This is a genomic window from Shewanella spartinae (genome assembly GCF_019457555.1).
Taxonomy (GTDB): domain Bacteria; phylum Pseudomonadota; class Gammaproteobacteria; order Enterobacterales; family Shewanellaceae; genus Shewanella; species Shewanella loihica.
In genome coordinates this window covers 3213244-3236139 of sequence record NZ_CP080418.1, presented here as the reverse complement: position 1 = coordinate 3236139, position 22896 = coordinate 3213244, and the positions used below count along the sequence as shown (strand labels likewise).

Annotated in this window: 21 protein-coding genes; 15 read left to right on the top strand and 6 right to left on the bottom strand. The window is 53.7% G+C overall.

What is annotated here, in order from left to right:
* Positions 1-42: 42 nt before the first annotated feature.
* From K0I31_RS14075 to K0I31_RS14040, 8 genes are all read left to right on the top strand, one after another.
* Positions 43-1404, top strand: a complete 1362-nt coding sequence (locus tag K0I31_RS14075) for a Na(+)-translocating NADH-quinone reductase subunit A (protein ID WP_220078790.1) — start codon at positions 43-45, stop codon at positions 1402-1404.
* Positions 1404-2618, top strand: coding sequence for an NADH:ubiquinone reductase (Na(+)-transporting) subunit B (locus K0I31_RS14070; protein ID WP_220078789.1), 1215 nt, complete (start codon positions 1404-1406; stop codon positions 2616-2618). Before K0I31_RS14075 ends, K0I31_RS14070 begins: the two co-directional genes overlap by 1 nt.
* A gap of 108 nt (positions 2619-2726) precedes the next feature.
* On the top strand, positions 2727-3497 hold the full coding sequence (locus K0I31_RS14065; protein WP_144200210.1) for a Na(+)-translocating NADH-quinone reductase subunit C: 771 nt from the start codon (positions 2727-2729) through the stop codon (positions 3495-3497).
* A gap of 1 nt (position 3498) precedes the next feature.
* Entirely contained in the window at positions 3499-4122 is a 624-nt protein-coding gene (locus K0I31_RS14060; RefSeq protein WP_011866503.1) for an NADH:ubiquinone reductase (Na(+)-transporting) subunit D, read from the top strand.
* A gap of 4 nt (positions 4123-4126) precedes the next feature.
* Entirely contained in the window at positions 4127-4735 is a 609-nt protein-coding gene (gene nqrE / locus K0I31_RS14055; protein WP_011866502.1) for an NADH:ubiquinone reductase (Na(+)-transporting) subunit E, read from the top strand.
* Between the two features lie 42 nt (positions 4736-4777).
* A complete protein-coding gene (gene nqrF / locus K0I31_RS14050; protein WP_011866501.1) occupies positions 4778-5995 on the top strand; it encodes an NADH:ubiquinone reductase (Na(+)-transporting) subunit F in 1218 nt (405 codons plus the stop codon).
* 148 nt (positions 5996-6143) lie between these two features.
* Positions 6144-6914, top strand: a complete 771-nt coding sequence (locus K0I31_RS14045; RefSeq protein ID WP_220078788.1) for a hypothetical protein — start codon at positions 6144-6146, stop codon at positions 6912-6914.
* Positions 6915-7464: 550 nt separating this feature from the next.
* Positions 7465-8532 (top strand): M43 family zinc metalloprotease, encoded by a 1068-nt coding sequence (locus K0I31_RS14040; protein WP_220078787.1) that lies wholly within the window; start codon positions 7465-7467, stop codon positions 8530-8532.
* 82 nt (positions 8533-8614) lie between these two features.
* Here the strand turns inward: K0I31_RS14040 and K0I31_RS14035 are convergent, their stop codons facing one another.
* Positions 8615-8965 carry a putative quinol monooxygenase gene (locus tag K0I31_RS14035; RefSeq protein WP_220078786.1) on the bottom strand — a complete coding sequence of 117 codons (351 nt, stop codon included), beginning with the start codon at positions 8963-8965 and terminating at the stop codon, positions 8615-8617.
* 192 nt (positions 8966-9157) lie between these two features.
* Between K0I31_RS14035 and K0I31_RS14030 the strand changes: the two genes are divergently transcribed.
* Together K0I31_RS14030 and K0I31_RS14025 are read left to right on the top strand one after the other, a co-directional pair.
* Positions 9158-9736: a Crp/Fnr family transcriptional regulator gene (locus tag K0I31_RS14030; RefSeq protein ID WP_220078785.1), complete on the top strand. Its 579-nt coding sequence runs from the start codon at positions 9158-9160 to the stop codon at positions 9734-9736.
* A 226-nt stretch (positions 9737-9962) separates the two neighbouring features.
* The gene (locus tag K0I31_RS14025; RefSeq protein WP_220078784.1) at positions 9963-10475 is read left to right on the top strand and encodes a YgjV family protein; all 513 of its coding nucleotides are present in this window, start codon (positions 9963-9965) and stop codon (positions 10473-10475) included.
* A 167-nt stretch (positions 10476-10642) separates the two neighbouring features.
* On the opposite strand, the gene K0I31_RS14020 is transcribed toward K0I31_RS14025, so the two are convergent.
* The 4 genes from K0I31_RS14020 to K0I31_RS14005 form a co-directional block, all read right to left on the bottom strand.
* Positions 10643-12052, bottom strand: a complete 1410-nt coding sequence (locus K0I31_RS14020) for a DUF3300 domain-containing protein (protein WP_220078783.1) — start codon at positions 12050-12052, stop codon at positions 10643-10645.
* A 160-nt stretch (positions 12053-12212) separates the two neighbouring features.
* Entirely contained in the window at positions 12213-13643 is a 1431-nt protein-coding gene (locus tag K0I31_RS14015) for an ATP-binding protein (RefSeq protein ID WP_220078782.1), read from the bottom strand.
* Positions 13644-13660: 17 nt separating this feature from the next.
* The gene (locus tag K0I31_RS14010) at positions 13661-14341 is read right to left on the bottom strand and encodes a response regulator transcription factor (protein WP_220042982.1); all 681 of its coding nucleotides are present in this window, start codon (positions 14339-14341) and stop codon (positions 13661-13663) included.
* 22 nt (positions 14342-14363) lie between these two features.
* Entirely contained in the window at positions 14364-14681 is a 318-nt protein-coding gene (locus K0I31_RS14005) for a PepSY domain-containing protein (RefSeq protein WP_011866491.1), read from the bottom strand.
* 262 nt (positions 14682-14943) lie between these two features.
* Between K0I31_RS14005 and K0I31_RS14000 the strand changes: the two genes are divergently transcribed.
* The 4 genes from K0I31_RS14000 (at position 14944) to K0I31_RS13985 (ending at position 20360) form a co-directional block, all read left to right on the top strand.
* On the top strand, positions 14944-15909 hold the full coding sequence (locus K0I31_RS14000) for a choice-of-anchor H family protein (RefSeq protein WP_258406503.1): 966 nt from the start codon (positions 14944-14946) through the stop codon (positions 15907-15909).
* A 153-nt stretch (positions 15910-16062) separates the two neighbouring features.
* On the top strand, positions 16063-16848 hold the full coding sequence (locus K0I31_RS13995; protein ID WP_258406502.1) for a cytochrome b/b6 domain-containing protein: 786 nt from the start codon (positions 16063-16065) through the stop codon (positions 16846-16848).
* Positions 16849-17093: 245 nt separating this feature from the next.
* On the top strand, positions 17094-17624 hold the full coding sequence (locus K0I31_RS13990; protein WP_220078781.1) for an outer membrane beta-barrel protein: 531 nt from the start codon (positions 17094-17096) through the stop codon (positions 17622-17624).
* Between the two features lie 297 nt (positions 17625-17921).
* Positions 17922-20360 carry a TonB-dependent receptor gene (locus K0I31_RS13985; RefSeq protein WP_220078780.1) on the top strand — a complete coding sequence of 813 codons (2439 nt, stop codon included), beginning with the start codon at positions 17922-17924 and terminating at the stop codon, positions 20358-20360.
* 69 nt (positions 20361-20429) lie between these two features.
* Here the strand turns inward: K0I31_RS13985 and K0I31_RS13980 are convergent, their stop codons facing one another.
* On the bottom strand, positions 20430-21275 hold the full coding sequence (locus K0I31_RS13980) for a sulfotransferase domain-containing protein (RefSeq protein ID WP_220078779.1): 846 nt from the start codon (positions 21273-21275) through the stop codon (positions 20430-20432).
* Positions 21276-21498: 223 nt separating this feature from the next.
* Between K0I31_RS13980 and K0I31_RS13975 the strand changes: the two genes are divergently transcribed.
* On the top strand, positions 21499-22836 hold the full coding sequence (locus K0I31_RS13975) for a M20 metallopeptidase family protein (RefSeq protein ID WP_220078778.1): 1338 nt from the start codon (positions 21499-21501) through the stop codon (positions 22834-22836).
* Positions 22837-22896: the final 60 nt, after the last annotated feature.

Sequence of the window (22896 nt, the reverse complement as noted above, 5' to 3'; positions counted from 1 at the left end):
TTACCATGAGGCATCCCAATTTAGTAACGGTTGATGTTTGCGATGGCAGGTTTTCCAGACAAGATTAAGACGATAAAGAAGGGCCTAGATGTGCCTATCGCCGGCGAGCCGAGGCAAGAGATAGATTGCTGCGCTCGTCCTGCAAAGGTGGCACTCCTGGGTGAAGAGTATGTTGGCCTGAAACCCACCCTCTTGGTGGAGGTCGGCGATCGGGTGAAGAAGGGTCAGACCCTGTTCGAAGACAAGAAGGCGCCGGGCATAGGTTTTACCGCGCCGGCCAGTGGTGTGGTCGTCGAGATCAACCGCGGCGAGCGTCGTGTGTTGCAGTCTGTGGTGATCCAGGTCGAGGGCGATGAGCAAGTCACCTTTAAGGCCTATTCAGATCTGAGCCGCCTGAGCCGTGAAGCCGTACAGCAAAACCTGGTCGAGAGTGGTCTGTGGACCGCGCTGCGCACTCGCCCCTTCTCGCGTGTGCCCTTGCTCGATAGCGAACCTGCCGCCATCTTCGTCAACGCCATGGACACCAACCCGCTGGCGGCCGATCCCCGCGTGATCATCGCAGAGCAGCGCGAGGCCTTTGCCGCAGGACTTCAAGTACTGACATATCTCACCTCTGGCAAGATCCACCTGTGTCACGATGCCGGTGAGGCCCTGCCGGGCGCCGAACTGCCGAGCATCGAGAGCCATCGTTTTGCCGGTGTGCATCCCGCAGGTCTGGTGGGCACCCATATTCACTTTATCGCGCCTGCCAGCCTGGAACTCCCAGTATGGCACCTTGGCTATCAGGATGTGATCGCCTACGGCAAGCTGTTCCTGACCGGTGAGCTCTACACAGATCGCGTGGTGGCCCTGGGTGGCCCGACGGCGCTCAATCCAAGACTACTGCGCACTCAACTGGGCGCTCAGCTCAGCACCCTGGTAGAGGGTGAGATCAAGCCAGGCAGCAACCGTGTGGTGTCTGGCTCTGTACTGGCCGGTCATACCGCCTTTGGCGTTCACGACTATCTGGGCCGTTTCCATCAGCAGATCTCCGTGCTGGCGGAAGATGCTAAACATCAGCTACTTCCATGGGTGCGCGGCGGCGCAGACAAGTTCTCTATCACCCGCGCCGTGACCTCTCGCTTCAAGGCGACCAAGCGTCTGTTCGACCTCACCACTCACGCCGGTGGTTCACACCGCGCCATGATGGCCTTCGGTCAGCTGGATCGCGTGATGCCGCTGGATATCCTGCCGACCCTTTTGGTACGCGACCTCGTGGTGCGTGACACAGATGAGGCGCAGGCCCTGGGGGCCTTAGAGCTGGATGAAGAAGATCTGGCCCTGTGTACTTTTGTCTGTCCGGGCAAGTATGACTTCGGACGGGAACTTCGCATCTGCCTAGATATTATTGAGAGGGAAGGTTAATGAGTAAGCAAGACAATAAGCCAGATGTGCAAGAGAATTACTATGCCCACGGCTCGTCGATGCGTAGCTTCCTACGCTCGCTGCTTTATGCCCACGGCCGCAGCACTAAAGGCAAGGTGCACGTTCGCGATGCGATCGATGTAAAACGTACCATGACCCTGGTGGGTCTGTGTCTGCTGCCGGCGATTCTGTTTGGCATCTATAACCTGGGTCTGCAGGCGCAGCTGGCGCTGGCTTCTGGCTTGACCACGCCCGATGTTTGGCAGCTACTGCCGTTCAATGCCATCACCGGCGGCCTCGGCGAGCAGAGCGGTTTCTTTGGCCTGTTTGGCTATGGCCTGAGCTTCTACCTGCCCATCTATCTCACCGCGCTGTTGGTGAGCCTGTTTTGGGAGATGGTGTTCGCCAAGGTGCGTCGCCAGGAGCTGCATGAAGGCTTCTTCGTCACCGCCTTGCTGTTTACCCTGATCCTGCCGGTATCGACACCGCTGTGGATAGTGGCCCTTGGCATCACCTTCGGGGTGATCATGGCCAAAGAGGTGTTTGGCGGCATGGGGTACAACTTCCTTAACCCTGCGTTGGCTGGTTACGCCTTTATCTACTTTGCCTACCCGACCGAGGTGGCGCAGATCGCCCAGTTTGTGGCGGTCGATGGCTTCTCGGGAGCGACAACCTTGATTCAGACGGCCGCAGGCAAGATGAGTTTCGAGGGTTACACCTGGTATCAGGCCTTTAGCGATCCGCTGTGGTGGGATGCCTTCTTCGGCTTCACCGTCGGCTCTATCGCCGAGACCAGCACGCTGGCCATTTTGATCGGCGGTCTGTTGCTGCTGCTGACTCGCCTAGCCGACTGGCGCGTGGTGGCCGGTGTGATGGCCGGTATGGTGGCAACCGCCGTGCTGTTCAACCTTATCGGTTCGGCCAAGAACGAGATGTTCGCCATGCCTTGGACCTGGCATCTGGTCACCGGCGGCTTCGCCCTGGGGATGATGTTTATGGCCACAGATCCTGTGACCACAGCCTATACCCGCCAAGGCAAGTTTGCCTACGGCGCCCTGATCGGCTTTATGACGGTACTGATTCGCGTGCTGAATCTCAAGATGCCTGAGGGGATCATGCTGGCGATTCTGTTTGCCAACCTGTGGGCACCACTCTTCGATTACCTGGTGGCGCGCAGCAACATGAAGCGGAGGCTGAAACGTAATGCCTTATAAGTCAGAACATATGTTAAGGATCCAGACTGCCAACCTCTGGTCGTCAATCTTCGCATCCTTTTTGTTTCGTCGTTCCAGAGAGCGAGCCACTATGGAGAAGCAACGCTAATGGCATTTAAGAAAGATACCGTTGTGGGGACCATGATCTTCACACTCGTCCTCTGCCTCTCTTGTTCTTTTATGATCACAGGAACGGCCGAGGTACTCAAAGAACGTAAGTTGGTGAAAAAGCGCGACGAGCTTAAGCGCAACGTCTTGCTGGCCGCCGATATCGATATCAGCGGCGACAAAGATTTTCGCGCCATCTTCGAGCAGTCTGTGAAGCCTCTGCTGGTGGAGCTGGACAGCGGCGTCATCGATAGCCAGGCGAACGTGCTGGATTTCGACGACCGTATGGCAGCCATCAATCCGCAGACCTCGAGCAAGCCTAAGAAAGATATCGCCAAAATCAAGACCCGCGCCAATCAGGCCCGCGTGTTCAAGGTGTTTGACGACAAGGGCGAGCTGCACGCCGTGGTGCTGCCTATCTATGGCAAGGGGCTCTGGTCGATCATCTATGGCTATGTGGCGCTCAAGCCGGATCTGAACACCATAGAAAACGTGGTCTTCTACGAGCATGGTGAGACACCGGGTATCGGCGACTTCCTCGACGACAAGGCATGGACCGACAAGCTTAAGGGCAAGCAGCTGTTTGACGAGAAGGGACAGGTTTCCTTCAAGGTGGTCAAGGGCGGTGCTAAGGCCGGCGATCTCCATGGTGTGGATGCCGTGAGCGGCGCAACCATGACGGGACGCGGCGTACAGCGTGCCATGCAGTTCTGGTTCGGGGTCGAAGGTTATCAGACCTTCCTTCACAAGCTAAAAGCGTCGGAGGTTTAAGATGAGTAAGAGTATGACGGCGACCCGGGACATTCTAACCGGCCCGATTTTCGCCAATAACCCCGTGGCCATGCAGGTGCTTGGGGTCTGTTCGGCGCTGGCGGTGAGCAACTCGATGCAGACCGCATTGGTGATGACTCTGGCGGTGACCTTCGTGTTGGTCTTCTCCAACCTGATCATCTCCAGCATTCGTAACTTTATTCCTAACAGCGTGCGCATCATCGCTCAGATGACGGTGATCGCATCCCTGGTTATCATCGTCGACATGGTGCTGCAGGATGTGGCCTATGAGCTGTCGCGTCAGCTGTCGGTGTTTGTGGGCTTGATCATCACCAACTGTATCATCATGGGCCGCGCCGAAGCCTTCGCCATGAAGATGCCGCCGCATCTGGCTGTGGTGGATGCCATGGGTAATGCCATGGGCTATGGCGTTATCTTGCTGAGCGTCGCCTTCGTGCGTGAGCTGTTGGGCGCCGGTACCCTGTTTGGCCATGAGATCTTAAAGACGGTCGAGAACGATGGCTGGTATCTGGCCAACGAGATGTTTAAGTTGCCGCCGAGTGCATTCTTCCTGATTGGCTTACTGATCTGGGCCATCAATGTTATCCAGCGTAAGCGAGGTTAAGGCTATGGAACACTATATCAATCTTTTTGTTCAGGCCGTCTTTATCGACAACATGGCGCTCTCCTTCTTCATGGGCATGTGTACCTTCCTGGCCGTGTCGAAGAAGGTATCGACCTCCTTCGGTCTGGGTATTGCCGTGATCGTGGTGATGACACTCGCGGTGCCGCTGAACCAGCTGATCTACTCTAAGGTGTTGGCGCCGGGCGCCCTGGCCTGGGCGGGTTATCCCGAGCTGGACCTGAGCTACCTTAAGCTCATCACCTTCATCGGCGTGATCGCCGCCCTGGTACAGATCCTGGAGATGTTTCTGGATAAGTATATTCCCAGCCTGTACGACAGCCTGGGGATCTTCCTGCCGTTGCTAACGGTTAACTGCGCCATCTTCGCCGGGGTGATCTTCATGGCGAACCGCGACTACACCCTGGGTGAGTCTGTGGTGTTTGCCACCGGTTCAGGCCTTGGCTGGGCGATGGCCATCGTGCTGCTGGCGGGCCTGCGTGAGCGGATGAAGTTTCACGCCATTCCAGCCGGGCTGCAAGGGGTGGGTATCACCTTTATTACCACGGGCCTGATGGCATTGGGCTTTATGTCTTTCTCCGGCATCTCGCTGTAACGGGCGTGCTAGTGTCAGTGCATTAAGAAAAAGGGTTATTAGATGGAAATGGCAATAGGCATAGGCATGTTCACCATAGTGGTGTGTGTGCTGGTGATGGTGATTTTAGTCGCCAAGAGCAAGTTGGTGATCAACGGTGACGTGAGCATCCGCATCAACGACGACGATGACAAGAGCATAACCACGGCGGCGGGCGATAAGCTACTGGGCGCCCTGGCGAGCAAGAATATCTTTATTCCTTCGGCCTGTGGCGGCGGCGGTACCTGCGGTCAGTGCCGGGTGAAGGTTAAGTCGGGTGGCGGCGATATCCTGCCGACCGAACGCGATCATATCAACAAGAAAGAGGCCAAAGAGGGCTGTCGTCTGGCCTGTCAGGTGGCGGTGAAGACAGACATGGAGCTTGAGCTGGAAGAGGAGATCTTCGGCGTCAAGAAGTGGCAGTGTGAGGTGATCTCCAACGATAACCAGGCCACCTTCATCAAGGAGTTGCTGCTCAAGTTGCCCGAAGGGGAAGATGTGAAGTTCAAGGCGGGCGGATACATTCAAATTGAGGCGCCTGCTCACGAGGTGAAATACAGCGATTTCGATATTCCTACCGAGTACCGCGACGACTGGGAAAAGTATGGCCTGTTCGATCTGGTCTCGACCGTAGAGGAAGACGTGCTGCGCGCCTATTCCATGGCCAACTACCCGGATGAGAAAGGGGTGATCATGCTGAATGTGCGTATCGCCACCCCGCCATCAGAAGGGCTGCCACCGGGCAAGATGTCCTCCTACATCTTTAACCTCAAGGCGGGCGATAAGGTGACTATCTCAGGGCCATTTGGTGAGTTCTTCGTGAAGGAGACAGACGCCGAGATGGTGTTTATCGGTGGTGGTGCCGGCATGGCGCCGATGCGTTCACACATCTTTAACCAGCTAAAGGGTGAACAGACCAAGCGTAAGATGACCTTCTGGTACGGTGCCCGTTCACGCCGTGAGATCTTCTATCAGGAGGAGTTCGACGCGCTGGCGGCGGAAAACGATAACTTCGAGTGGCACGTGGCCCTGTCGGACCCGCTCCCAGAGGACAACTGGGACGGCTACACAGGCTTCATCCATAACGTGCTCTACGAGAACTACCTGAAGAATCACAAGGCGCCGGAAGACTGTGAGTTCTACATGTGTGGCCCTCCGATCATGAACTCCTCGGTGATCAACATGCTAGAAAGCTTAGGGGTTGAGCAGGAAAACATACTACTGGACGACTTCGGCGATTAATCCCTGAGTCTTTCTAAGATAAAACGCAGCCAATGGCTGCGTTTTTTTATGTCGACGTGGGACAGGTTGCTATTTGATCTGTGTCATAGTGGTCTAGCAGGCTTAGCTTTATATTGTTTTGTTATCTAAAGGTTAACTAAGCAATGATATGAGCGACAAGCCAGCGGGAAGCGAGAGCACGGCACCTAAGAGCACTTATACTGTGTCGGCGCGGGGCAAGGCGGATCATCAGTCGGTGATTAAGTTTTTAAGACAACACTTTGCCGCGGTGCCCCTTGGGCAGATTGAGAGTGTATTTGGTTTCGTCGAGCCATCGACCCTATATGGCGGGCGTTTCTATCTGATGCGTCAGCTGTCTGAGCGGGACACGGGCCTGCTGGCGGATCATGGTATTGGGCTTAGAATTCCCTTTACCAATCACTTTGCCACCAAGGAGGAGTTCGACGCCAATCGCGCCTTGCTGGCTAAGTATCATCACAAGCGCAACTCTATTATCTGCACAAACGATGACCTCGCTTACTGGATCAAGCAGGAATTTCCCGACTATGACATCGAAGCCAGCGTGATAAAGAACCTGCTAAAACCCGAGCAGATCGAAGAGGCCTTTGGGCTCTACGATACCCTGGTGCTTCCTATGGTGCTCAACGATGATGAGGCTTTCCTGGCAGCACTACCTCATAAAGCGCGTATTCGTCTGTTTGCCAATGCGGGCTGTGCCTACACCTGTCCGGCGCGTACCTGCTACAAGTCTATCTCTAAGTTTAATAAGGGGCTAGGGGGCGAGTTTAAGTGTTCCCAAGATCTTAAGGCGAGAGAGATGCAGGGCATGATAGATTTCGAACTACAAAGGCTGAGAAACCTGGGATTTCATAAGTTTAAACTGCTCAGGGCGAGGGCCGGTGCCCAGACTGGTTATTAGTGGATTTTGGTCGATAGCAGGGAAGTAAGGCGCTAGACAAGCCCTAATATTTAGCCCATTAGGTCGAGTCGAGTTGCTGCCAAGGCTTTATCTTTAGCAGCGCTTTCTCTTTTTCTGCGTTTTCTATTTGTCTGCGCTTTCTATCTGGCAGAGCGTTATCTTTGGCGACGCTTTTCTCTGATCGCGTATCAGACGATTGAGCTTGGGCAGTCTCTGCTTGCTCTATGCTTATTACCTGAATAAAATCAGCTTGATACTACAAATCTTGGCTGGCGCTTAGCCAGCAATATTCCCCGTTCAATCAACATACTTCTTTGTCTCTTTAGCTTTGAGCTGAGTTGCCGTTGAGTCACTGCAACCCAGTTGTCTCTGTGAAATTACGGATTTACAAAATATTCACATTTGGGTTTACTCCTATTTTTATTTGAGTATATTGTATACAGAATATTTTATCTCAATAGGTAATGTTGTTATTCGCCCGAAAGGAAGCGCAGACGCCAGGGAGAGGGCGATTTACCCTAAAAAGCTAACAATAAGAGTGACTAATAACATGACCAACAAATTGACTTTATCTATCCTGGCCGCCCTGTTGACAACTAGCGCAGGCGTTAGCGCCAGGCAGCCCGAGTTTGCCGCCGATCACTGTAAGGCGGGGGAGATCAACGCTCAGCATTATCGTAATTTCCCTGCCGCCGAGGCTGAGGCCAAGGCTCGTCATGCCAAGCTGTTTGAGCGTAAGCGCGCCATGGCCAAGCCTGGCGATGATGCCAGTGTGGCGACCGGCGATACCCCTTCAGCGCTGGCTTTGTCGACGACCCCAAGTTATGTGATCCCAGTTGTTTTCCATGTGTATGGCACCCAGTTCAATGGTAAGACGGTGACAGATGCGGTGATCATAGATGCGCTCAACAAGACCAACGAAGACTTTCAGGGACGCACCGCCGATTTCGCCGACATAGATGCCGAGTTCCAAGGGGTGAAGCAGGCGCTCAACATCGAGTTTCGCCTAGCCAGTATCGATCCCCAGGGGAATCCCACTTCGGGTATCGTCTATCATCCGGCATCGTCCGGGGCGGGTAACTATTCCAGTTCAGATGTGAAGCGGGATCACTGGGATAACTATAAGTACATGAATGTCTACATTCAGAATGACCTCTATGCCGATGGTGTCACCAACAACTCAGGGGTGGCCTGGTACCCGGATACCACAATGTCAGACGAGGGGCTGGCACGGGTGACCTACAACGGCGCCTACCTTGGCAGCAATACCGACGAGAACTTTCGCTCTGTGTTGACCCACGAGTTTGGTCACTTCCTGGATCTGATCCACACCTTCGAAGGCGGTTGTAAACGTGGTATGGAGCGCCGCTGCGGCACCACGGGCGATGAGAACTGCGATACGCCACAGCAAAACAGCTGGCAGATGAACCCGGGTGATGGCGGCATAGTCAACTGCATGGGGCAGACCATCAACTGGCAGAACTTTATGGCCTACTCAGATCAATACGCCAACTTCACCCAAGATCAGGTGGCGCGTATGGTTAATGGCCTCGACAGTCAGGCTCGCGTGACCCTCTGGTCGGCGCAAAACCAGGCCGCGACTGGTGTGGCTAACTAATAGCGAAAGCCACGAAAAATGATAAAAAACGCAGCCTAGGCTGCGTTTTTTTTATCTCTTGAGGCGAGGATTAGACAAATGGCTAGATAAATACCGGGGCGTCGTATTCGTAGCTCTCGTCGGTATAGGCGGTCACTATGGCATCATCCACCAGGCCGGTGGGGGAGCTCACCTGAGTGTCGAAGAAGTGTTTGATCTGCTGGCGACGGCCGTGAGCCGTCCAGCTTTCGCCATCGGCCCAGATCTCGTTGAATACGATAGGGTAGTCGGTGCGACTGGCGCTCGGATGGTCAATCTGGCGGGTGAGAATGTACTGAATACAACCTTGTTCCCGCAGTGAGTCGGGCTCCAGAGCCTTAAGCACCTCGAAGAGTTCGGCGGCTTTTCCCGCCTTGGGACGAAACTGGGCTATCACAAAAACGCGTGTTGACATCTGTGGCTCTCCGCTGGTTAAAAACCTAAATAAAATCATGGATGACCTCTGAGTCTAGCCTAAAAAGCGGCGCGGTTTAAAGGAGGCGTTTTACTGATATGCTCGTAAGTTTCTGGCGAGTAGGGCAATGGTTATTCAGCGTCGTCTGAGAGTGCTATCATCAGGGCCCTAACAGAGCGTAGAGGAAACAGAGTGACACAGAGACCAGCTAATGATGCCCTTAGCGTTTTTGCTGAGCGATTAGCTCAGCTTGGACTGGCGGATGATGGATGCAGCGAGGCGCTGAGTCAGGCCAAATGCATGTGCGCGCCCCGAGGTGAGATACTGCTGCACCAGGGGGCCTGCCAGGAGCATGGCTATTTCATCGTCGATGGCATCTTGGGCGCTCAGTATTATGGTGATTGTGGCGGCCTGTTTTCGAAGGAGTTTTATTTCGAAGGGGAGCTCTGTCTGCTCTATCACAGCCTGCTGACGGGGGATGCGACGCCCTATCAGCTGGAGGCGGTGACTGACGCGACCTTGGTGCGCTTCCCCCTCGCGTTGCTCAAACAGGCGAGCTGGCAAGCCGTGCTGATCGCCTTGCTGAGTCAACAGCTGTTGTACAAGGAGGAGAAGGAGGCCTTCTTGCTGCTCAAACGTCCTGAGGAGCGCTATCTCTATCTGGTCAATCACAGGCCCATGTGGGTCGAGCGCCTGAGTAACGTGCAGCTGGCTCGCTATATAGGTATTACGCCCGTGAGCCTGTCGCGGCTCAAGGCCAGGCTAGCCTAACCTGAGACTAACTGATGAGAGGAACGAATGAGAAGCAGTAGTTTTAAATGACAGATTTATTGCTATAGGCGAAAAGATACCGGTCGGCACTTTCCATGCCTTGGTATAAGCTAGTACATATAAGCACCGAAAAGATTCTTCCCGACTTATCTTAAGTTAATGCGCCTTGAATCAAGGCTGAACCATACTAGCGCCATCTTTAGCATGTTGAAATCTTAGGTGGTCTATGTCGCTGTTTCTTCTGTCTCAATGCTTGATCGCCATGGCGATCGTTACAGACATTCTCTCTTTTCAATTCAAGCAGAAGCGCCACATAGTGCTCTGCCTCGCACTGTCTGGGGTATTAATCAGCGTTCATTTTGCGCTGCTGCTCCAGTGGACGGCCGCCGGACTCATGTTGGTTGCCGCGATTCGTTACTTGGTAACCGTATTTTCACACTCGCGGCGTCTGCTCTGGCTGTTCCTAGGGATCAATAGCCTGATCGCCCTATTTACCTATGCCGGCCCCCTGAGCCTGATAAGTTTTGCCGGCAGCTGTACTCAGACCATCGCCGCCTTCTGTTCAAGGGATCAAGGCCTGAGACAGCTGATGTTAGTGGGTACCAGCATCTGGCTGCTTAACAATTATCTGGTGGGTTCGCCGACGGCTGTGGTGATGGAGCTGCTGTTTATCGGCAGTAATCTGGTGGGTTACTACCGTTTCTATGGCTTGCCGTGGCGCCCTAGGCTGGTAGATTAAGACGCTGGTAGATTTAGGTGAAAAGGGTGCGGGATCCGAGTATTGCTGAACTGATTCGAGAAAATGGCGGCGGTGATTGCCACCGCCTTAATGCTTGCTCTTTCCTAGGCGAGCTCCCAACTTTACCGCTCCCTACTTAGCTATTTAGTTACTTAGCGACTTACCGCTTAGTTATCACGTTGCTTAGTTCGGCCCTGTTGGTTGTGAGATGAGGCGCCGCGACCGTTATTGGTTTGATGGCTCCTTTCCCGCTGAGGGCTCTTCACTGGCTGATGGCTCCTTTCCCGCTGAGGGCTCCTCTCTCTTTGATAGCTCTGGGGCTGAGGGCTCCTCTCTCTTTGGTAGCTTTGCTGTTGATGACTCTTATTGTCGCGCTGATGGCTCTTCACCTCTCGCTGAGGGCTCTTCTCTCTATTCCACTCTTTTGTCCTGTTGTCGGCCTTATTGCTCGATGAGCGGTTATCCTTGTCATTCAGGCTGAGTCGGTCGCGCTTCTCATAATACTTGGTCGGCGTCTTATGCGCGTTTTGATGACGGTCATGCTGGCTGCGTGCATCGCTCAGCTTATGGCTGAAGTTCTGCTCGCGGCGCTTTTGAACCTGCGCCGCGTTGTAGTGCTTGGCCTGACTCGGCTTGGCCTGCTTTGAATTGGAATAGCGCTCGACGCTGCTATTGTGTTTTACGTCATAGCGGTTAGGACGATACTTGTCGTAGCGGGCCTTAACCTTTGGCGAGCGATACGCCACACCGTGTCTGTGGACCGGCTTGTGGTGCCAACGTTGGGCGCCGCTGCTGGTCACGATTCGGCTATAGGGGCGGTAGCGAGTCGTGTGGTGGTGATGGGTCACCACTATGTGACGCTGACGCCAGCTAAACGCACTAAAGAAGTAGTTAAAGCTGATATGTATGCCGCTGTTGAAGTAGAAGTGTCCCGAAATATGACCCGGGTAGTAACCGGCATAATGGGGCGGATAGGCCCAATATACTGGCGGGTAGTTATACCAGTGCCAATGGCCGTAGACCACTCGGGTGTCATAGTAAGGCACATAGATCACCTCTCGCTGCACAGGTTCGATAACGATCTGGCGATTGACCTTAGTGACCTTCATATTCTCCATATCGTCGAAGGTATTGGCGCGCTCGGCCTGCTGTCTCAGGCTCTGAATGCTGTCCAGCACTCGCTCCTCGTCCTGCAAGAAGGCATCGCCCAGCTTCTGAGTCCACTCGAGATCGTCACTCAGTCGTTGCAGCAGGTCGGGAAAGGCGACCAAGGCGGTGACGCTGGGATCCCAGTCCTGTTTCTCAGCGCGGTTAACCGCCTCAGCGCCTTCTAACGACTTGTTTTTGTTGCGCCAACGATTGGCCTGCACCACCTCTAGCGGATAGGTGGAGGCAATTAAAATGTGGGTGAGTAGGCTGTCGGGATACAGGGCGATGGGGGCCAGCATCTGTGCCAGCTCGGCATCACTAAACTGGATCTCTTGAACAGCGTCTTCTGCCCGCGACACTGAAGGGGTAAGCAGTGACTGTGAAAGGGCAATGAGCAGGAGCAAAGTCCATTGTCTGATGCTTTTCATAACGTCTCCTAGGCTTATCTGTCATTGGATTTACTCAGATAATAAAAGGCCCAAGATGAACATTAGCTGAAAGCTAAAAGTGGGGAAGAAAATAATAAATAAATGCTGAACCGAGCTGATTTAGGCTTTAGATCAAACCCGGCTTTTGCTCACGCTATGGCTACTCGGCGAACTGCTGAGGGAAGCTCAGGATGAATTTGGCGCCGCCAAGCATCGCCGAGCTGTCTATGGTGAGCTCTCCCTGATAGCTCTGCACCAGGTCGCCGGCGATGGCGAGCCCTATGCCGTGGCCCTTCTCATAGGTATCGGCGCGTCGTCCACGCTCGAGTATGAGCTGACGCTGCTCTGGGCTAACTCCAGCGCCGTCATCTTCGACGCTGATGATGAGCTTTCCATTGTCAGTGTCGACGCTCAGCATCACTTTGCCGCGTGCCGCCTTGCAGGCGTTATCCAGCAGGTTGCCCAGCATCTCGGTGAGATCGCTCTGATCGCCGTAGAAGATCTGGTTTTCCTCTGGGGCCTTGCCATAGCTGAGGGCTACCCCAGGATGGATCTTGACCAGGGTGCGCAGCAGCTTGTCGGAGACCAGGCTGACTTTGATCCCCAGGTGCCAGGCGTTACCGGCGGCGCTCTGGGCACGCTTGAGTTGGTGGCCTATGGTGCGATTGATCTGTCCGACCTGCTCCAGAGAGGTGGGGCTGAGATCTTTCTGGCTCTGGATCACCGCCAGTGGCGTCTTGAGGCTGTGGGCCAAGTCAGAGAGGGCGTTGCGATAGCGGCTGCGCTGGCGCTGCTCTGTGCTCAGCAGTGTATTGAGTTGTTTGGCCACCGCCTGCAGTTCATTGGGGTAATGGCCGCTGAGCTGCTCCGCCTCGCCTCGCTGTACCTGTCCCAGCTCCTCTCTGAAGCGTGCCAGGGGTTTTAGTGTCCAGGCCAGCCAGGCAAATTGAATCGCCAGCAGCACCAGCATCAACACGACCAGCCAGCTCCACAGATGTTGGCTAAAGGCGTTGAGCTGCTGCGCCACGCCGTCGAGATCTTTGATGATGTGGATGGTGATTGGCGCGCTCTGGCGCTGGGCCTCGCCGGGGGAGAAGCGTACGCTGAAGCTGTAGATGAGATGGGGCTGCTGCTCTAACATCAGCTCGCCAAATTCGCTGCGTCCCACCTTGGGATGGGGCAGGGGCGTCGTGATGTTTAACCCAAGAAAGGAGTTGGATGACCAGAGGGGCTCAACGCTGGCCTGGCGTTCACTTTCAATTTGGTTGTTACCCTGGCGGTCGCTTTCAGTTCGGTGATCGCCTGCGCTGTCGATCACTGCGTAGAGGCCTGAGCCTATGACATTGAACTGATTTTCCAGCAGCGCCTCTGGCATATAGAGCTTGCCATCGTCCATCTCGGCCACCGCCAGTACAGAATAGAGGTAGGCGCTTAGCTGCTCTCTGACGTTGGTCATCACCTGTTGTTTAAACGCGTTGTTGAGGGCGAAGCCAATGGTCGGCAGCAGCAGCAATATCAGCAGCAGGGCGCTGAGGATCAGACGAACCCTGAGGGAGTTGAGTTTGCCCTGTGGGGCGCGCTGGCTGCTCATCAGATGGCCTCGAAAGCTTAACTGTTATCCAGTGGCTTGAGGCGGTAGCCCTGGCCACGCAATGTCTCGATAAGACCATACTGGCCGTCGGGGTCGAGCTTCTTACGCAGGCGGCGGATAAAGACCTCGATGACGTTGGAGTCTAAGTCGAAATCCTGATCATAGATGTGTTCGATCAATATGCTCTTGGACTTCACCTCGCCGATATGCAGCATGAAATACTCGAACAGCTTGTATTCGGAGCCGCTCAGGCTGACATCCTGGTCGCCAAATTTGATCTCGTGGCTGCTGGTGTTGAGAGAGTATGGCCCGTTTTGAATCACAGGGCTGGATTTGCCCGCCGCCCGGCGGATCAACGCCTTGAGCCTGGCAACCAGCTCTTCGGGATGAAACGGCTTGGTCAGGTAGTCGTCGGCGCCAGCATCCAGGCCTTCGACCTTGTCTTGCCAGTTGTCGCGGGCGGTCAGGATCAGTATGGGGTAGTCTATTCCCTCTTCTCTTAACCTGGCGATCAGCGCGATACCATCTAACTTAGGCAGTCCCACGTCGATAATGGCGGCGTCGTAGGGATACTCTCGTCCCTGAAACAGGCCCTCTTCGCCGTCGCTGGCAATGTCTAGGGTGTAGTTGGCATCGAGCAGGTGTTGTCTTAAATTTTCCTGAAGGGCTAAATCGTCTTCAACCAGTAGTAATCGCATTGGCGTGTCCTTTCTTAGCAGGTTATTGTCGGCTCATCTGTCCTGTGACGGCGTCGATGGCGACATAGAAGACCACGCCATCTTTACTGAGCAACTTGGCGCGGTAGCCTGGGTTGCCATTGACCCGTGATGATTGCACGCTCAGGACCTTGGCGTTATAGCGCCCCTTTACCATCTGAGTGGCCTGCTGACGATTTTTAACACGTAGATTTTGATTCGTATTTTTCTGAGCCGCCATCAAGATGCTGCTACTGGCCGCCGATATTCCATAGCCCGCACTGTATCCTTGTAGGGGAAACAGGAGTGACGCTATGGCGAGCAATATTAGGGCTGGTTTCATCAAAATCACCTGTGTTGAATTCTTCGGACAGTGTAAAAGATCCTATAAAAATAAGAAACATATGCCGCGAATCTCCATGCTCGCCAGGGGAAAGCGGCAAGCGTGCTTTTTCATTGTTATCTGGTGCAGATGAACAGGAGCTGAATGTTTAATTTTGCGCCATCTTGTTGAATAGGCTGATTTTTAATGTTCAGCTTACGTTCATTTTCGATCGCATCTAATGGCCTTAAGCAAGACGCAGTCCATTTTATGGAGATTGATTATGAACAGACTCACGATGAAAACGAGCCAGCAGCTGGCAACTAATACGCCATTAACTAAGACGCCTTCAATTAAGCCCCCCTCTGCTCTGGGCAAGCTGTATAGCGCCATCAAGGCCACCGCCTTGTTGACCATGCTGGGCAGCGGCGCAGCCATGGCGGCCGACAATCTTGGAGAAAATACAGGTGAGACTAGCGCCTTGGTCGGCTCGGTATCGACCAGCGTAGTGCAGGATGAACAGACGCTGGCCCAAGGTTTTAGCCGCGCCGGGCAGGCCATGACCAGCACGCAGCAGGCGAGCGCCGAACAGCTTAAACAGCAGGATGTGGAACTTGCCCCGCGTAAGACGCGTGAGCAGGTGATTGCCGAGCGTCAGGGGCTAGCACTTAGCTCATCTGATGCTGGGATTAAGGTGCTCAAGTCCTCCGCTCAGCGCCTCGAGGCGGGGATCTACCACGAATTTGCTATCTATGAGGCCAGCAGCCGCCTGTTTGAAGATATCGATTATGACGGCTTCTATCGCACCTTCAGCGTGACCTTCGATGCCGACGTCCACAGTTATTATCTGGGTGAGCATGCCAACGTCTATGCCGACCTTTATCTGAGCCGGAATGGTGGCCCCTGGGAGCTGTACCACACCACAGATGTGTTCACCATAGTGGATGATGCCAGCGACGATGATTTTGAGGTGCTCACCACGCTGCATACTGGTTATCCGACGGACCATTATGATGTGTTGATCGATCTCTATGAGGTGGGTTACAGCGATATCGTCGCCACCATCAGCAGCGATGATCTGGATGATCTCTATGGTCTGCCGCTGGAGAGCGCCGATCGCGATCAGTATGTGGTCGAAGAGGTCGTCACCGAAGTCGAGGTGAGTGGCGGTAGCCTCTCTGTGGGCTGGCTGTTCGGGCTACTGGGGTTGGGCTGGTTGAGCCTTATCAGACGCCGCCAGCAGGGTTAACAAAGTTATCGAGATCTTCCTTCGTAGCAAGATTAATTAACCATAAAAAAAACAAGGTTAAGTTGCCTTGCCATGAAGCATATTTCACAAAATTTTGCTCCCAACAGGCGTATATTATGAGCCACTGGATAAACGTCTGAAATGGGGGAGACGATGCCAAAAGAGGCGATTAATCAAGTGGCTGCCAATCAAGGGGCCGTCAGTCATCAAGGAGTCAGTCAAGAGGTGAAGGTTTACAAGGTGTGGGACAAGCCAACGCGGTTGTTCCACTGGATAAACCTTGGCTTAGTCATGGTGCTGATCTTCATCGGCATGGTGATGCTATTTAAGGGCGATATCGGCATCAGCGGCCTGGAAGCCAAGATTGGCTTGAAGAAACTGCATGTCTGGGTCGGTTACCTGTTTGCCATTAACCTGAGTGTCAGGCTGATCTGGGGTGTCATCGGCAGTCATAGCGCCCGCCTGAGTCAGTTTCTCCCGGATCTCAAGGGGCTGTCTGGCTATAAGGCCAAGCTGGCCAAGGGGGAGTCACCTCAATATCTGCATCATAACCCCATGGGGCGTCTGGCTATCTTTGCCATGATGCTGCTGTTGGTGACCATAATGGTAACAGGCCTGGTGCGCGCCGGAACCGATATCTATTACCCACCCTTTGGCGGTGTGGTCAGCGACTATATCGCCCAGCCTGGCGTCGATGGTGCCAGCATCAAGCCCTATGACGACACCGGCGTCGATGCGCAGAAGGTGGCGGTATTAAAGCCCTATAAGTCGCTGGCCGGCGAGGTGCATGTGTATAGCGTCTATCTGCTGATCCTGATGATAGTGCTGCATGTGGCCGGGGTGATAGTGGCCGAGATTAAACATCAGCCTGGCCTAGTGTCGGCGATGATATCGGGTAACAAGCCCCTCAGCGGCCCCGCCGAGGATGAGAAGCACTAACTACGGCAAACAAAGGCGTTAGAAGATTCATTGCCTAAGCCAATGCAATCAGTTAACTGGTTTTAGACGTCCTTGTGAGAAAAATGCAGCCCAGGCTGCATTTTTTATGCCCTGGATTCTACCTATTTGCCGAGCGGGCAAAGCTTGGTTGGTTTTTTATCAAAGTGGCAATTAAAGACTTAATTTAATGCGATTTTTGGTCTAGTATGTTAGCTACTTGTAAATGTTTCGTTTCCGGGGGAAGCATGAAGCGCGCATCTATGCTGGCACTGTGTTTGGCGAGTCTTATCGCATCGGGATCTGCGATGGCGGTTGCCGATATTAAGGGGTATTACCTGGGGGCCATGGCGGGTCATTCTACGCTAGAGGCGGGAGAATTTGACGAGTCGGCCATCAGTTATGGTCTCTATGGCGGTTACTATTTCAGTAAAAACTTCGCCGTCGAGAGCACCTATGTTCGCACCGACAACTTTGTCGATGTAGGGGATGTGAAGGCCAATCAGCTGTCTATCGCGGCCAAGTTCCATCACTATTTCAATAATACTTACTCTATGTTCATCAAGGCGGGTATGGCGGCCACTAAGGTCGAGGCCGATCTGGACTACGACGGCAACGGCTGGCTGTGGGGCACTGGCTTTAACATGGCTTTCGACAATGGCATTAACGTGCGTATCGCCTATGAGATGCTCTATACCGATCTCGATGCGACCGGGCTCAATGAGCAGGTGGAAAGCGACTGGGGCAATGTCTATCTAGGCGTGCATTATCAGTTTTAGGGGCTAGATGGACTTTTAGGCGTTAGCCCAACTTTAGACTCACCTCCATTTTTAGACTCAGGTCCAATTTTAGATAGTGAATGTCGATAAATAAGATGCAGCCCCAGGGCTGCATTTTTTACGCTTTAAGTTTGCAAAACGTCATCTAAGGCGTATTTACAATGTAAAAAATCTACAATAACTCCTTCTTAAACAATTACAAAGCATCTGCTTCTCTCTCCCCTTAGCTTCTCCATATTGAAAGCTTATTGATAATCGTTATCATTTGCGTGCAATTTTTAGGGGAATTCTTAACAAATGAAACAGATGCGCTTATCAGCAGTCGCGCTAGGATGTGCCGTATCCTTATCGGTATCGGCAGAGCAACACAATACCAGTATCGAGCAACAAGCTTCGGCACAGGTCGAACGCATTACCGTATATGGCCGGCAAAACAAGGTCGTGATGAATTCAGGCCTGGCCACTAAATCTGATATGTCACTCATGGAGACGCCAGCAGCCGTAGTGGTGGTCGATGAGGAGTTGATCACGACCCAGGGGGCAACAGAGCTGCAGGAGCTGCTGCGTAACATCAGTGGTGTGACCCAGGCGGGCAACAACTATGGCATAGGCGACAATATCGTTATCCGTGGCCTGGGGGCGAACTACACCTATGATGGCATGTATGGTGGTGCGGGTCTCGGGAACACCTTTAATCCGACACGTTCATTGACTAATGTCGAGTCGGTTGAAGTGCTAAAAGGCCCTGCAACCGGCCTCTATGGCATGGGCAGCGCCGGCGGCGTGATCAACCTTATTGAGAAGAAGCCTCAGTTTAATGCCAGCCATCAATTCACTGCCGAAGTTGGCCAGTGGGACAGCTATTCACTGGGGCTCGACAGTACCGCGGCATTGACAGATAAGGCGGCCTATCGTTTGGTGGCAAAGCATGCCAGAAGCGAGGGATACCGAGACATAGGTACCGACAGGGATGAGGCTTACGCTTCATTAAAATATCTACTGAGCGATCAGCAAGATATCATGTTCAGTGCCGCCTACATCAAAGATGCGATAGCGGTAGACTCAATCGGACATCCTATTCGTATTTACAATGCCGCGTCGGTTGGGGGTAAGCCTGCGGGTGAGGTTAGCTGGCAGGATCTGGTCAACGATGCTTCTAGCGCGGGATTACAGCTGAGCGATGAACAGCGCCAGCAACTGGCTGACTCGCTATCTGCCGGCGATGGACTGACCCCCTATGCCTTTGGTGAGGCAGGGATCATTTCGCCGATGGCGAAAGACAACGAGGGTGAAGAGCTAAGGTTTAAGCTGACCCATAATATCTTTTTCGCTGACAATCTTTTCCTTAATCAGCAGTTGCAGTATCGCGATTATCAGTCGGGATTTGCCCGTCAGACAGGTGCCTATAACTATGTTTATTGGAACCGCAACGGGGTGATCAACAGCGATCCCCGAGCGCCTCTGGTGGTAGATGATCGTCTGTATCCCTTCGCCGCACGTCGCCAGGAGTATCGTCAGGTTCAGGCCGACGAGACTTCGTGGCAGTATTTTGCCGATCTGCGTTATGACTTTAGCGTCGCGGGAATAGATAACGAGCTGTTAGTTAACGCCAATTTTGAAGATCGCAATATTCGCTTCAAGCAATACTCCATCTATGACGCGGACAAGGTGATCAAGAACAAGGCCGGTGAGGTGATCTATCAGGGCCAGCTGCCCTATATTTTCGATATTCGCTCACCCAACTGGGCGGAGGGACAGTTCGAAGATTATGACCCTCTGATGACCAGCAACTATAACAAGAAGGTGCAGGCATGGGGCGTGGGCCTTCAACATGTGAGCTACTTTGATTCTGGTATTACGACGCGAATTGGCGTCGCCTTCAATGACATCTCTCAGCGTTACGAGCATTATGGCGTCGATGCGCGCTACAGCGCCAGTCTCGCACAGCCTACGCCAGAAGCCGATACCTCAGATGATGGGATGACCTATAACTTGGGCATTACCTACATGCCAACCGATGATCTGTCGTTCTTTATCAATCACGCCAAGGGGCGTACCGCCTATAGCGTGCTGGGCAGCCTAAAGGGCGATGGTGCCGATAGAGAAGACTCGGAGTCTATCAGCAACGACATAGGGGTACGTTTTAAAGCCTTTGATGATCAGATGCTGGCCTCGATTGTGGTGTTTGAAAGTTCACGAACGAACTTGCAATACAACAACAAGGACTATGAGGCGGGGGTATCGGGCCCAGATGTAGCGCAATATTTCTATGACGGCAAGGAAGAGACCAAAGGGGTTGAGCTGGATCTCAATGCTCACCTTGGCGAGCGCTGGGCGATAAATATCAATGGTGTCTATCAGGACGCCAGAGATAAGCAAGATCCCAACAGCACTAGCTTCGATACGCGTCAGAAAGGTGTCCCTTACGTGACGGCCAGTACCTGGGTGACCTATGATGCCGACTGGTTTAAGTTGCCGAGTCCGCTCAGTGTCAGCCTGGGCGCAAAATATGTGGATGAGCGCAGCACCCACTCCGCATCGTTTGGGATCCCAGATGGTTATGTGCCCAGTTATACCGTGATGGATGCTGCGTTGAGTTATCAGGCAGACAGTTGGACAGTGCAGCTGAATGTGAATAACCTGCTGGATGAGGACTATTATGAGAAAGCCATGTTCCTCGGCGGTATGCCTGGCGCCGAACGCAACGCTAAGCTGAGCCTCAGCTATCGTTTATAACTGGCCCTGTTATCAGCTAGATAGGTAATAAAAAACGCAGCCCAGGCTGCGTTTTTTTGTGGGTAAATCCTAGCGTAATTTACCCGGCAGATATTTGAATCTCGCCATCTGCTCGCCGTGGTGCTCAACGATTTTCGCCACCTGCTCGTCGCTCAGTACCTGACGCCACTGGTTCTTGCTGCCTTGGCGGAAGAAAGACTTGGCATTTTCATGTTTCTCCACAAAGCCGCGTTTGCTTTCCTGGGCCTTAAGCTGGGCGAAGGAGGAGTGCTTGATGGCGTTCTTGAGGCGATTGGGGTCTTTCTTCAGGCCGAGGAAAGATTCTATCTTGCGAAACACCTTCTTAGGGTCATCTAAGATATCTTCGTAGCGCAGGACCAGCTTGGCCTCTTCTGGGTTTTGAGTCCAGCTGGAGACATGCATTGACCATGAGGTGATCACCTGTGGTACGTTTTCGGGCTCGTTGGGGGTGCCTGTCATCTCTTCTGCCATGTAGGCGATGGTCTCATCTATGCTGTAACCGAAGTAGTTGGCCATAGAGACGGTGACGTCTAAGGGGTTTCGGACTATGTAGATGGAGCCCGAGGTCACCGAAGAGTTATGCAGCGGATACTCTTTATATGTGCCCAGATAGTTATGGGTCTTCACGAAGGTGGTGCCGTGAGCCTGCATGGCGATGTCGGCTTGCACCGCGGGCCTGAGGGCGCAGATCTCATCCAGACTGAGGTCTGTCGTCTTACGGCCATCTTGCAGGCGCGCTTGAAAGCGGTGCGCTGCCGACTCGGCGGTCGAGATCTTGTGCATGGTGTTGATGTTGACCCCTTGCTCGGCGTTCTGGATATAGTTTTCAAGGAAGGCGCGAACCCAGGTGTTGCCCGATTTGGGATAGGAGGCGACCCAAAGAATATTCCCCATCAAAAAGTCCTTTCATTATTCTTGTGACTAGCTGGACGTATGTGTGTCCGGGTACAGGCATATGAAACTACCGATTTGCCGGGCAAATGGCAAGGGAGAGGCAAAACTCTCTTTTGTCTCGCCGGTGGTGCATGGGATATAGAATAATGGCTAGATTGGTTTCCTCCCTAAGAGTCGTTATGCTGAACACCTAGTGGAAAAATTTTAGGCAATGGAGTCAAGCATGTTACGCCAGATCATTCATCAATCCTGTTTAGCGGGCGCCCTGGTTGCCCTCGGCACCAGCCAAAGCCTCTGGGCCCAAGACGAGGCGCTGTCGCAGTCGGTCAAGCAAGCCATGCCGGCGCTCTCCAGTCTCTATCTCGAGCTGCACCAAGCTCCCGAGCTTTCTTACCATGAGCAACAGAGTGGCGAGAGAATGGCGGCCGAGTTCGAGGCCTTAGGTATAGAGGTGACCCGGGATTTTGGTGGTCATGGCGTGGTTGGCATCTACCGTAACGGTAAGGGGCCCACTGTGATGATCCGCGCCGATACCGATGCCCTGCCGATTGTTGAGGAGACGGGCAAAGCTTACGCCTCTAAGGTTACCACCCTTGATGCCCAGGGCAATCAGGTGGGGGTGATGCACGCCTGTGGCCATGATGTGCACATGACCAATCTGGTGGGCACGGCGCAGCAGTTGATTCAGCAAAAAGATAAGTGGCAGGGCACCTTGATGCTGGTGGCTCAGCCCGCCGAAGAGGTGGGGGGCGGTGCCAAGGCGATGCTTAAACAGGGGCTGTTTAGCCAGTTCCCGACACCCGATCATATTCTTGGGCTGCATGTCAGCGCCTCAGTACCTGCGGGTAAGGTGGCCATCGCCCCGGGCTATGCCCTGGCGAACATGGATTCGGTGGATGTCAGCGTGAAGGGGCGCGGCGGTCACGGCGCCTATCCCCATACCACGGTCGATCCTGTGGTGTTAGCGGCGCGCATAGTGCTTGCTTTGCAGACTATCGTCAGCCGGGAGGTCTCGCCATTATCGCCCAATGTGATCACCGTGGGTTCGATTCACGGCGGCTCGAAACACAACATCATAGGCAACGAGGTGAAGCTACAGCTGACGCTGCGCTCCTACGATCCTAAGGTGCGCGAGCAGCAGATCGCCGCCATCGAGCGACTCACTAAGGGGATCGCCATCAGTGCGGGACTGAGCGAGGCCGAGTGGCCTGATGTGTATGTGCATCAGGAGGAGAGCATTCCATCGACCTACAACGACCCGGAGCAGACAGCTAAGGTCAGGGCCAGCATCGCCAAGCAATTGGGGGATGATAATGTCTTGGAGGCGTCGCCTGTGATGGCGGGAGAGGATTTTGGTCTGTATGGCTTAACGCCCGCTAAAAAGCCAATCACCCTGTTCTGGTTAGGCGCTGTGCCCGCGGCCGATTATGCGGCCAGTCAGGCATCGGGCGCGAGTCACCCCTCGCTGCATTCCAGCAAGTTTGCGCCGGATTACCCCGTCGCCATCGAGGTGGGAGTGCAGGCGATGAGCCGTGCGGCCTTAGATCTGTTTAAGGAATAGCGTGTTAACCGGTCGATATTTAAGACTACTAGAAGTTTTTAAGGTAGGGCTGGCATGTGC